Annotated in this window: 9 protein-coding genes; 6 read left to right on the top strand and 3 right to left on the bottom strand. The window is 62.0% G+C overall.

Features of this window, described 5'->3' with window-relative positions; all coding sequences use genetic code 11:
- Positions 1-22: 22 nt before the first annotated feature.
- Positions 23-1,732: an NERD domain-containing protein/DEAD/DEAH box helicase gene (locus tag IG196_RS17425; protein WP_192192122.1), complete on the bottom strand. Its 1,710-nt coding sequence runs from the start codon at positions 1,730-1,732 to the stop codon at positions 23-25.
- Positions 1,729-6,597, bottom strand: coding sequence for a DUF3883 domain-containing protein (locus IG196_RS17420; RefSeq protein ID WP_192192121.1), 4,869 nt, complete (start codon positions 6,595-6,597; stop codon positions 1,729-1,731). Before IG196_RS17420 ends, IG196_RS17425 begins: the two co-directional genes overlap by 4 nt.
- Before the next feature lie 454 nt (positions 6,598-7,051).
- On the opposite strand from IG196_RS17420, the gene IG196_RS32230 reads away from it, so the two are divergent.
- On the top strand, positions 7,052-7,183 hold the full coding sequence (locus IG196_RS32230) for a hypothetical protein (RefSeq protein ID WP_263864220.1): 132 nt from the start codon (positions 7,052-7,054) through the stop codon (positions 7,181-7,183).
- 243 nt (positions 7,184-7,426) lie between these two features.
- Here IG196_RS32230 and IG196_RS17415 read toward each other — a convergent pair whose 3' ends face one another.
- Complete coding sequence (locus tag IG196_RS17415) at positions 7,427-7,792, bottom strand: helix-turn-helix domain-containing protein (RefSeq protein ID WP_192192120.1); 366 nt, start codon at positions 7,790-7,792, stop codon at positions 7,427-7,429.
- A gap of 186 nt (positions 7,793-7,978) precedes the next feature.
- On the opposite strand from IG196_RS17415, the gene IG196_RS17410 reads away from it, so the two are divergent.
- From IG196_RS17410 to IG196_RS17395, 5 genes are all read left to right on the top strand, one after another.
- Positions 7,979-8,527, top strand: coding sequence for a helix-turn-helix domain-containing protein (locus tag IG196_RS17410; RefSeq protein WP_225617084.1), 549 nt, complete (start codon positions 7,979-7,981; stop codon positions 8,525-8,527).
- 317 nt (positions 8,528-8,844) lie between these two features.
- Complete coding sequence (locus tag IG196_RS32225; RefSeq protein WP_263864219.1) at positions 8,845-8,973, top strand: hypothetical protein; 129 nt, start codon at positions 8,845-8,847, stop codon at positions 8,971-8,973.
- Positions 8,974-9,735: 762 nt separating this feature from the next.
- Positions 9,736-10,317, top strand: a complete 582-nt coding sequence (locus IG196_RS32075; protein ID WP_225616702.1) for a hypothetical protein — start codon at positions 9,736-9,738, stop codon at positions 10,315-10,317.
- A 55-nt stretch (positions 10,318-10,372) separates the two neighbouring features.
- Positions 10,373-11,416, top strand: a complete 1,044-nt coding sequence (locus IG196_RS17400; protein WP_225616701.1) for a relaxase/mobilization nuclease domain-containing protein — start codon at positions 10,373-10,375, stop codon at positions 11,414-11,416.
- Positions 11,417-11,616: 200 nt separating this feature from the next.
- Positions 11,617-11,913 carry a hypothetical protein gene (locus tag IG196_RS17395; protein ID WP_192192117.1) on the top strand — a complete coding sequence of 99 codons (297 nt, stop codon included), beginning with the start codon at positions 11,617-11,619 and terminating at the stop codon, positions 11,911-11,913.
- Positions 11,914-12,240: the final 327 nt, after the last annotated feature.

Below are 12,240 nucleotides of genomic sequence, written 5' to 3'. Positions count from 1 at the left end.
CTTCGTCTCGGCGAAATTCCTATCAAAAGTTGTGTCGCCGGATCAGGTCCAGGGCCCGCTCTGACCCGACGACTGCCAGCAGTGACTTCGCCCGCGTGAGCCCAACGTACACCGTCTCCCAAAGGGCTTCATCCACTACCTCTTCGCCGAGACAGAGCACCACGGCCTGCGACTCAAGTCCTTTGAAGCGGCCCACGGTGTCCACGAGGACGGCGCGGCGCGCGGCGTGATCTTCAACAGCCCATTTCACGCCGGCCAATTCGCTGCGGGCGAGCAGTAGTTCGTAGCGCAGCGCTTTGGGGCGCGCGGCGATCAGCACGGTCACGTCATCTGAATCTATGCCCTCGATCTGCACCCATTGATGCACGCGTCGGGCGACCGCATCGGCCTGGGCCTCGGGCGTTCGCGCGCTGGTCCAGATCACGGCGGGTCCGTGCAACTCCGGCTCGTCGACGAGCGCGCCCTTGTAGAACCGGTAGCCCGCCACGTGGATCGTTGATGTGTTACGGCAGTTGACGGTCAACTGGAAGGGCTCGCCTTCTACTGGCAGCGCACCGCGGCGTGGGTAAAGCGCCTGGTTCTCATCAGTGAAGACATAGAAATGTCCCGCCTCCTGGTCGCGCAGCTGGAGCTCCACCCCGAGCCAGTACTCATCGCTGAAATCCTGAGCCTCGTCAATCACGATGGCGTCGAAGCGCTCAGCCACGACGTCCGCAGCGAGCGCAAGCGCAAAGGGCATCAGCACATCAAAGCGGTGCTTGTCTCCGGCACCCGGGTAGCCCTCCGCCGCTTCACTCATCAAATCGCGACCGAGTGCGACCGCTTGGCGAATGCGTAGGTCGCACAACTGGTGATAGCTCAGGGCGGTGATCGAGGGGTGATCGACCAGGCCCGCAGCCAGCCAGTGGGCCAGCGGACGGTTGTAGCAAAGCAGCAGGACGGTCATTCCGCCTTGCGCAAGCTGGCGCGCTTTTTCTGCGGCGAGGATGGTCTTGCCTGTGCCGGCGCCGCCGGAGATCACTGCACGCTGGCGCCCGCCCAATACGCGCAGCGTCTTTGCCTGATTGGCGGTCAGGCGAATGCGCTGCTTTTCTGCATCGTCCACGGCCGCCCGGAGTATCGGGCGGACCTCAATGGGTCGGCACAAGATGTCCTCGATGAGGCGCACTCCCTTGGCGCCCAGCGGGGTGTCGACGGGCTGGCGCCAGAAGCGCATGACCCCGTCAAACCAACGCGTCAGCTCGCGCAAATCCGAGTTGATGCCAACCAGCTCGCGCTGGCGATCTGGGCCCAGCAGGGGAGCTGCGTCGCCGATGTCAGGAAAGAAGACCGCATGGCCGATGGTGAAGCGCCCGCCGGCCCACTGGCGCCAGTCCGTGTGGCCGGAAATTTGGTCAAGCAACGCGTGGCGCTCGCCGGAAGCCTGCCGGAAGGGATCCTTGATCGGATGGGGCTGGTCGTGGCGGTCGACCGAGCGCCAGGCGCCTGTTGCGGGGTCGAAGCGCACGCCCCCGCCCTTGACCTCCACGATGATCACGCCGGCGCCAGGCGAGAGAAGCGTGAAGTCGGCCTCGCCTTCGGTGAGCTTGCCGCGGGCGTCGCGATAGATCCAGTTGGCGCTATACACGACGACGATGTCGCCGGGCAGTTGGTCACGGCACGCCTCGTAGACGCGTGCTTCGGCACGCGAAGGAAATGCCGCCAACTGTTGCGGGGTGAGCTGCGGAATCATTCTTGCCACAGCGGCTCTTTCGACAGTGTCATTTTGGCGGGATTGAACAAGCAGTTGACCTGACGTCCACCCCTCAGGATGACATGCAGGTTGAAGAACCTGCCGCGTTCGCGCACGCTGATGATGCGACCGGGGCCATCGCCAGCCAGGTCGATGTACAGGTCCTTTTCGGGACGTGCGGGCGCAGCCGTGAGATGCTCGCAAGCGTCCTTCCAGCCCACGTCGAACCTGAACTGGTCGGTCAGTCCGAATGGATCCTGCACAAGGTACATCTGCCGACGCTTTTCGTCATGCGCGTACTCGACGATGCATAACCAGTAGCGCTCCCTCTTTTCATGGGCCGTGATCAGCTCGCGCGGCGTGAGGGCGACGCCCTCCTGGGTCCATGCCCCGGACTGGCCCTTGACCTCAATGTATTCGTCTTGGCCGTCCAGTGCCTCGGCGAGGATGTCGAAGCCAGGATTGTTGTGAGGCATCTCGGTCAGCGAGGCCCAGCGTGAGGTCTGTGTTTCGAGGAAATGCGTCACGGCAGCGCGTCCGGTCGCACTGCGCGCTGCGGCGAGGGCGCTGCCCTCTGTCTGGTCGAGCGGCCCGGATGCCACGGGCCCCTGCACGTAGCTCAACAGGCGGCCGGACTTGGTGCGCGGCGCAGTCGATGCGAGCGTGGGCGTGCGTGGAGAACTTCCCTGCGTGCGTGCCATTGTCGCGTCGCCAGGAGTGTAGGTCGCAGGGCTGTTCCAGTGGCTCCCGTTCGCCCCAAGGGGGCTTGAGCGCGGTGTTGCCGCTGGTGTTGACCATGCCTGGCTGGGGGCCTCGACGCCGGCCAGCCCGGCGTTCTTCGTGCTCGGGGCAGGCGTCGCAACAGGGTCTTCGGATGGCGCAGGCGGGGCAACGACTCGGCTGTCGTGCCCCTGTGCCGAAGCTGTTGTCTCGGGATTGACCGTGCCCGCCGCCGTGGCAGGCGCTACGGCACTGGGTTGTGCCCCGGTGGCCGGGGCCGATCCGGGCACTGGGAGTGAGGGGCGCTCCCCGCGATCGTTGACGGGCGCTTGGTTGTCGGTGGCCCCGGGGCCTGCGGAAGCGGGGGGTGAGACCGGGTTATGTTTGATGCCGCTGTTCTGGAGGGCTTCTCCCAGCACCGCCGGATGCGATTGCGGTGTCAGCTCGTCAGAGCCCTCCGAAATGAACGGCGCATCGGCGTCGCTTTCGGAAACCTCGTCTGCCAAGGGCGCGCCATCATCGACTGCCGGATCGTTGTCTCCGTCGTTGTCGGCGTTGATGGCAGCGAGCAGGTCGACCGGGAGGGGGCCAATGCCGCGCACATTGAAAAAATCTTCGATGCTCTGAGGCTCGTCTTCCAGAAGCAAGCGGGCAAAAGCGTCGGCCGACTCGGGCGGCGCTTCCAGGGCTTTGCCTAGTTCGACAGCAAGCCGGTCTTTGACGCTGGAGGTGCCTGTGCGATAGATAAAGCGTCCGTGCGCGATCGCCGCCTCGGCGGTGGTTTCGCGCACACGCTCACCCAGGATCACCTGCAGCCGCACCTCCGGCGCCGCATGTATGCTCAAGGAGCGGATCGAGTGCATTGCTCCACTTTGCAAGGCCCGCTCAAAGACATCTGGATGGGTCGAGTACAAGATCCTGGCGATGTAAGGGTACGCCCGGCGCATGCGCGCCGTGAGATGTGTGTCGCAATCGCCTGATGCATCGTTGATGAGATGGACGGCGATTGACCCGCTCAGGCGTGCCACCTGGGCTGCGTCGAAGAGCCTGCTCAAACGTGGAATGTCCATCAGCGGGACAGCCACGTAGGAGAGATCTTCGTCATCCAGGAACAAATCGCCGAACTCTGGCGCGTCGTTGACCATGAGCAGGGCATTGTTGGCCACGAGCTCGCCGCGCTGGTTGATGAAGACCTCGTCGTCCTGGAAAGTGCTGATCCAGTCTGGCAATTCGACTTCGCGTCCGAAGCGCGGTTTGAGGTCGCCGTTGACCTTCCGATAGATTGCTTGGGCTTCTGCTTGTCGGGCTTGGATGTCTTCGATGCGATCTAGGTACTGGATGGCATCCACCCAACTGGTGGTAGGAAGTTCCCGCGGCACGTGGAGCCGGTCCAGGAAGAAGCGGCCGAAATCTCGGTACTGCGACTGGATGGGAGGGAACAGATTTTCGAGAAAGGGCCGACTTGCGCGCCAAGTGAGTGCCGAAGGACTGAACCAGCCTTTGTGCTCGCCCTTGACCAACACGAGCGCATCGGATTCGAGGGCATCGCTGATCATTCGACCGTCCGACTCCCAGAAGCGATCGTCCAGTGCACGATAGATGGCCTGGGTCTGTTTGAGGGTGGTGCCGTTGCCTTGCTTGAGATACTTAAGGCGTTTGATGAGCCCACGGGCGTCTACCCGGTGGGTGATCCCGCATGCATCGAGCATGGCTGAAGCGAGTCTCGCATCGACATAAGGTAGGCCATCGCCCAGAAGTGCCTTGAGCTCGGGCGTGAAGTAGTAGGTAGCCGACAGCGCCACAGTTGCGCGGCCTCTGAGCGGAGCGGCACTGGCGCGCAAGGTGCGGATGAAATGCGAGTCGAGGGTCACGAAGCGCTGGCGGCCCTGGGGCGATTGGTAGGTGACGCGGTCCGCGTAGTGCTCCCAGTGTGAACTGAGGCATTCCAGCGTTGCACGGCGAACCGAAGTCTGAGTTGAGTGCAACAGCGCGTGCAGCTCGTCGCTGCAGTGCCAGTCTGCTCCGATCTGCAGCAGAGCCGGTGACTGACGAATCCCCAATTGCGCAAAGAATTCGCGCCATGATTCCGCCTCGGCCTGCTGATCCGAGGCCTTGGAGTCCATGTAATCCGGCGATACGTAACTGCCAGCGTCGATGGGTTCGGCTAGCAGCGACTCTATGCAGAACGCCGCGCGGTACTCCTTGGCCAAGTACAACTGATCGGCGCGATTGAAACGCCAAGTGCCGTTGTCCACCGCCTTGGTGCCGATCCAGATAGCCTCGCGTAACTCTTTGAACGCGCTGGCCTTGGGTTTGCCGACCGCCGCTGCGCCCCCGAGGTAGTCTGCGAGCTTGTCCTTGATATAGCGCAGGTGGCCGACCAATGCAGTGAACTCAGAGGACCGCCACTTATCGCTGGCGTAGCGAGGCAGGAGGTGCGAGTGCACAAGATCGTAAGGCTGGTCCGATCGAACCCCCATCGCGGAGAACAGAGACACCACTTGCGCCGAGTGAGCACATGCGGCGTCGTAGAGTTGGTGATCGATGATCACCAGTTCGTGCTCGAAGGCGTACTTCTTTCCTCTACCCAGCGGGAAGAATGCTTGTGTTTTCGTTGGCACCACGAAGCTTCCATCCGACAGCGGCAGGCTCGGTACTTTCAGCAGGCCTGCCTTGGTCAGGCTTTCCTGCATGTCCGCCAAGTAGGCGTAGAGCCTGGCCTTCCATTCGAGGGGCTGTGCGCTCAGCCAGTCGCTTTGCGACTTGAAAATGGACACGATGTCATCGGTGGTCAACTCGCGCACGCCCAACTCCCTGAGCAGTGGCGAGCCGCCTTGCATGCGCGGGTCGACGTAGTCGAATCCCAGCAGTGTAGCGGCCACTGAAGAAGGAAAGAGGGCGCGAAATGGCATGGACGCGCTTCGAAGTTTGTCCGGTTTTTCCCAGCTGCCGGACGCGGAAGGCAGGCAGGCCATCGATCGAAGCTGCTGGAGGATGGCGGGGCGAAGAGGCTGGAAGAAGGGGTCGACCACCTCGCCTTCAGCGGGCACGAAGCGCAAATAGGAAAGGCCCAGCGTCTTGACCTCCTTGAACTGCTCGACAGCGGCTGCGAAGGTGTCGGCGATCGCTTCGCAAAGAAATTGATTCCAGGGCCGGTCCGTCAGGAGTTCTTCGCGGCTGGAACTGAGAATGAAGTCGGCCTGGATGGGGAACTGGAAGCCCATCGGGCGAATGGGAAGAAATGCGAAGACGTTGGAGTGGGGCTCGGGGCTGGCTGCGCCTGTCTCGTCGATCGAGAAAGCCAGTACCACCGTAGACTGCGAAATTCCGTTTCGCTTCTCGTCGCGCGCGTCCTCGCTGATAGAGAAGGTTTGCGAGACGCGGAGGTAGCGCAGCTCCTGCGCAGTGACTTTGCCATCGCTTGCGGTGGTCGTAGACGTCAGATACGAGACGCGGCCAACCTCCTTTCTTGCGAAGGTGACGGTGGCGCCTTCATACACTACTGTGAGTTGCCGCAGCTTGTTGAGAAACAACAAGAGCCGCGCGTCAAGCTCAGCCAACGTAGTCTTCTCGAAAACATGACCCGGCCTGGCCGGCAGGATGATGGTCGTGCAGTCCGACCGCATGTGGGAGGCAGGTGGGCACCAGTTCGGCACCACGTAGCCCAGTAGATTGGACTCGATGGTGCGGTCAAAGCGGAAGTGGTAGCCGTTGGAGTGGATCTCAGGCGCGTCGGAGACTGTGAACACCGACTTGAAGCCGATGCCCTTCTCGCCAATGTAGCCAGTCTTGTCCTTGGACTTGGAGGATGCGCCCACGCTACAGATCGCGGTGACGTTCTCTTGCGAAAACCCCAGCTCGTTGTTGACCACGACCATGCGGTGCGGGTGGACATCGAAGCCTAGTTCTGGCGTTACGCCGACCCCGTAGGCATTGTCGTCGGCGTTCTGGACGATCTCCAGAACAAAGTGCGACTTCTTGGAGTAAAGGTCCGAGGAGAGAAGCGTCAGCGCGTTGTTCAACTGCGTCTGCAGGTAGAGCGCGCCCGCACGCACGGATGCCGATTCCGTCTCGATATCCAGGAGAAAGTTGCTGCGAATGTTCTCGATGACCTGATGGGGCGATGATTCTTCTTGTTCGCTCACGGGCTTACTCGTTGAAAGAGGGACAGTCATTGGCGTCGTAGCGGTGCCACTAGGCCATGAGCTCAACCTCGTTTGCGCGGGGGGGGGGCTTGTCAAACCGGGCCTTTTGTCGCGGTCGGGGGTGATTGCGCAGTCGATTGTGAAACAACATGTTTCATTCTGTCCAGTGATGAAGCCGGCGCATGCATCGGACTTGTTGCCGACGATTCAGACTACACGAGGCGTACCCACGATGAACACTGCTAGCGCAAGATCTCGCGCTGCAAGGTCGTGGCCGTGAGGGCAGGGGACTCGCTGCTGTACGACGCGAATGCGCCGCATGGGATTGATGCGATTCATTCGGGGACGGTGTCGTCTCTCTCGGTGGTCTTCACGCTGCGCGAGTAGGCCGCTCGCGACGGCTCCGTCGTTGCGCGGCGGAGCCGATGGCCGGCCAATTGCTTGCGCATTCGCTATGCGCAGCGATCCCATTCTTTTTCTTTGCCCGATGTTCGGCATGCCGAACATCGGTGAAGCCTTCTGGGCGACGTCAAGCAGAATGGTCGGCCAGCAGGGCGAAGATGGAGTACGCGGCGATCGCCGCTGAAAGTTCGGCGTGCCGAACATTCGGATCTATCTGGGCGCGGGTGCTGTGTGGGTGGGGCGGAGTCGCCCTATTTACTGCACAGTAAATATTCATGTCCCCTGCACTGACAGCGCGCATGACGAACGGTCACGTGGAAACGATCTTCACTTTCGCCCGAAAGCACTTCTTTGAATCGCGTGCCCCCCTCGTTCGGCATGCCGAAAAGGAGAGGCTAGCGCGAAAGAAAATTCGACAGAGGAACCGTCAACGTAGCTGCGAACGCCTGCTGACGACGGGGAGTTTTGGCTCGTGAGAGGCCTGATTAACTCGACGCTTTCTGCTTTCCTCACCCATGGATGGCTTAACGACGTGCTTATTGCCTCGCAATAAATCCGGAACTGTCGTTTCCAGCGCGAATGCCAGTGTGCCAAGAGTCCACAACGATGGATTGGCTAACCCTCGCTCGATGAGCGATATGTAAGTGCGATCAAGTTCGCAATCGAAGGCGAGCTCGGCCTGTGATCTATCAGCCTTGATCCGAAGTTCTTTGAGGCGCTTGCCGAGTGCAATCGAAACCGGCTCTCTATGCGTCGGAGCCTGTGGTTTCGATTTCTTGGCAGGAGTGGGCATACCCGCCGACGATCTTTCTTTGCAGAGCTAGAATCGACGGCATATACACTGCATAGAAAACCAGTCATGGGGATCTATCAAGCGTCACCGCTGCCAACCGCGCGACCAGTACGAGTCCCTACCTCCGCTGTCCCCGCAAAAGCACGCAGACCTACGCCCGTTGCACGAAGCCCGTCGGCAGCGCGCATCGGCGCGCAGGTAAGGGCGCTGCGCATGGCGGCGGATGTGTCTGCCGGGGCTTTGGCGAAAGCCTCCGGGATTTCTTCCTCGATGGTCTCGCGCATCGAGCGTGGGCTTGTCTCGCCTTCGGTGGAGACGTTGGAGCGTCTCGCGAATGGTCTGGGTGTGCCGGCGTCGCGCTTCTTCGGTGACCAGGCGCGACGCACGGACTTCTGTCATGTGCGCGCGGGGCAGGGCGTGGTTGTCGATCGCGTCGGTGCGGTTTCAGACTACCGCTACGAGCTGTTGGGTCACCTGCTGTCGGGTAACCTCTTTGTTGAGCCTTATCTGGTCACATTGCTGCCCGGCGCCGATCCCTATGTGACCTTCCAGCATCCGGGGCTCAAGTTCCTGTACTTCCTGTCCGGGGAGCTCAGCTACCGCTATGGTGGCAAGGTGGTCTCGGTGAGGGCGGGAGACTCGTTGCTGTTCGAGGCGACGGCGCTGCATGGGATCGAGGCCATTCAGGGGGGGCCGGTGTCCTATCTGTCGGTGGTATTCACGATGCGCGAGTGAGGCGTGGAGACGGGGCTTGCTCGGACATAACGGGCGATCAAATTCGGGGATGCCAGCTTTTTCTTGCGCGCCTAAACCGTGATGAACGGCGTGCGATGAACGAAGGCCGATCGCCGCAGCGCAGCAAGTTGCCGTCACGGCACGCGATCAGAATGGGTTGTCTCGCCAGCTTCGTTCAGCCGCGACTGGATTCGACATCTCATTGCCGTTGGTTGTGCGGTTTTCTTCAGGGGGGCAGGTCGCCTATGTGTAGAGACGGGCGGCCGCCCGCAGCATCGATGTCGTGGCTGCGCGCGAGCGGACGGCCCACCAGAGCGATGCCATCGCCGAGGCGCTGGGCGCTGGGCGTTGGCATGGCGTACTGGTTGGCGCCGCCCGCCGCGAACTACCTGAGCTACGTCAGCAAGGCGAAGGCGCTCGAAGCGCTGGCCAAGGCGACCGGCTAGCTTGGCACGCCGGCCGTGGCAGCGATGACGAGGGCCGAGGCTGTGCCGCATTGCGCCCGTAGGCTGGAAGGGTATGCGGTGACGCCCTTCCCCGTTGCGTCTGCTCGCGGCGCTGCCGCCCCCCGGGGGAGACCGACGCGTAGTCGTCGTCGGGTCGTGCGCCCCCGACGTTCGGCACGCCGAACATCGGGGTGCATGTGCCTTCGTCGCTGGATCGAGCGCCACGTCGGTCGCAGGAGTGCGATGCGATCGCCTGCCGCTTCCAAGGTCACAGGGCAGCTCGTAGGCGAAGGCAGGGCGCCCCGGTACGGATTTCCCGATGGCGCACCGAAGGCACGAGGATTACCTGCCATTCCTCCGGGGTGGCCAGTTCGATGCAAGTCGGCAACGCGCTGACCACGCACCGCTGCGGCTTTGGTCGGAATGCGTTCGGCCTCTTCGTCTTCCATGTACAGATTCAGGCGGCAACCTTCGTCTGAGATGCCCAGCCTGCGCTCGATGTTCCGCCGCCTTGTGAAACCGCGTCCGCCCCAAAAATGCGCACGCCGCGGTCGATATGCGAGGGGTCGATGGGCTGTCATGGCACTCTTGTGCCCGCCGGGCGAGCGCATTGTTTTGTCTCCGAATGGGACCGCAACCGAGTCAGAATGTTCGGCATGCCGAACCGGAGATGAGTGGAAGGGGGAAGGGAGCAAAGCCCTTGTGCGGTGATGAGGGCAGGATAGACTGGCGTCAGACATTGTTTACTGCAACGGAGTTGCAATGACCAACGACCGTCGATCAAGCGCCGTGATCAGCGCCCGTGTGTCACCCGACACGAAGGCGAGCTTCGCCGCCCTGGCTGCGCGCCATCGGCTGCACGAGTCGCGCCTGCTCGCCAAGATGGTCCATGAAGTGATCCAGTCCAACGGCCCGATCTCGCTTGAACCGAATACGCAGCAAGCCGCCGATGATTTGGGTGGTGGCGTGAACGTGGTGGACCGCATCACGCTGCGACTTCACCCTGGGGATCGAATGTCTGTGGAAAAACGGGCCCATGCGCGGGACATGAAGACCGGCAGCTACCTGGCCCTGCTGATCCACAACCATGTCCACGCATCGGCGGTGCTGCCGCCGAACGAGCTGGCTCAGATCAAGGCGGTGGGCGCCCAGTTGGCGGCGCTCGGTCGCCAGCTTCGCGTGTTCGGCATGACGAACAATCCGGCAGGCTTCGCTGCATCAGAGCTGGGGGAGGCGATCGCGCTGGTGCGCCGGGAAGTCGAATCGGCACGCCAAGCCACCGCGGCCGTCGTGCATCGCAACCTCATCAGCTGGGAAACCGGCGGCGGGAATACTTATGCCTAAGCAGATGGTGCGCTTGGACCGAAGCAGCCGAGGCTCGGCCGATGCTTCGCGCGACATGACGCTGGACATCGTCAGCTATGGCCGGCGCGGCCCTGGCGGCAGGCTGCACCTTGGATCCGATGAGATTGCGCAAGTCCAGCGCACCGTGGGCCGTGTACCCGAAGTCATGGTGAAGGTGTCCGGCGGAGCACGGGACGTCGGCGGGGTGGAGGCTCACCTGCGTTACATCAGTCGGCACGGCAAGCTGCCGCTGGAAATCGACGAGGGGCTGGCGCAGCAGGGCCGAGGAGCGGCCAGGGAAATCGCGACGGACTGGCAGCTCGAGCTTTGCAGAAGCCAGTACAAGCCTAAACCTGCTCAGGGGCAGAAGGACACGCGTGCGAAGCTGGTCCACAACATCGTCCTGTCCATGCCTGCCGGCACGCCGCCGGAAAAGGTGCTGGCTGCCGCACGCGTCTTTGCGCGCGAGAACTTCGCGCTGCAGTATCGCTATGCCATGGCGTTGCACACGGACCAGCCGCACCCGCATGTGCATCTGGTGGTCAAGTGCGAGCACGAGTTCGAGCCTGGCAAGCGCCTCTACATCCGCAAGGACACGCTGCGGCAGTGGCGCGAGCAGTTCGCCGCATTGATGCGCGAGCAGGGCGTAGCAGCCAACGCGACGCCGCGGCAGGTGCGCGGCCAGGTGCGCAAGCCCTATCGGGATCCAATCCATCATCGGCTGCGGGCACAACGGGTCTTCGCGCAGTTGCCCGTCGCCGAGCGCGATGGACACCGGACACCGAAGCCGTCCTCGGTGATGCGTACGAAGTTGGAAAAGCTGCTGCGGCAACTCAAGGAGGGATGGGCGGCTTCTGATGGGGGGCAGGCAAAGATGCGTGACACCCGGAAAGAGGTGTTAGCGAACTGGCATGCAACGGCGGAGATTCTGAGGAGGCAGGGCGAAGCGCGGTTGGCCGCACGGGTGGATCGCTTCACTGAGGGCATGCCGGCGGTGCAGACCGACGATCAGCGATTGGCGGAACGCTGGAGAGAAACGGAAAAAAGTCGAGTGCTGGCGCGTGCGGATGCCAAGTTGCCTGGACCGAAAGTTCGATGAACTGTCGCGCGTCGTGGCTATCAACTGAATTCCGAAGCATCGTGACCGCCGATTCCGGGCTCAACGTGATTGATTTCCGGATGGTCCGGAATCACCGGTCATGATGTCGATATTGAATCGATAGAAAGATCTTTAGGGTCAGGCTTAAAAATTCGACGCTGGCAGGTGTTGGCAGGGGCCGCCGCCGAGCCTTCATCTCGGTGCGCTCGACCAGCTCATCTCCAGAATTTCAGCTGGGCTTTTCTTCCCAAATCTCCCTCGGCTCTGACGTTCTGTCGCCGGTACGCGCTCCGCAGCCATTGCTGTCGCTGGTGCGTCGCTACGGCAAGGAGCGCCTGGCGGCGGACAGCCTGATCGCCCTGGAGCTGGGAACGGTCAAGTACGTTCATGTGAAGGCCATCCTGGTCAATGAGCGTGACCAGTCTGCGGCGAGCAAGGCGCCGAGCTGGATCAGTCCGCTACACGAGCTCGTTCGCGGTCCCGCGTACTACCAGTGAGCGCCGCACGGCGAGCAAGATCCGAGATGATCAGGAAGTCCGTGATTCGCTTCTCCGAGGCTGGTTCGACGAAGGAAGAGCGGCTTCGCGGTGCTTGGCGTGCAAAAACAGCCTCTGAAAGCCGGCTGTATGACGCCACGACCCGCCACGGCTTGTTTTCTGAGCTTCGCTCCCTCTTCTGCTCCCCTATTCCCCCCCCATAACCCCCCGATTTCTGACCAATCTCTTGGTATTAACGATATGAAATTGCAAAGTAATCTGGGTAACATTAAATTGCACTCGCAATGGAATTCATTGAATTTAGTCAATTAGTTCCAATGCGCCGCC

The sequence above is a fragment of the Variovorax sp. 38R genome (genome assembly GCF_014843395.1).
Classification (GTDB): Bacteria; Pseudomonadota; Gammaproteobacteria; order Burkholderiales; family Burkholderiaceae_C; genus Variovorax; species Variovorax paradoxus_H.
This window is presented reverse-complemented; position numbering and strand designations above follow the sequence as displayed.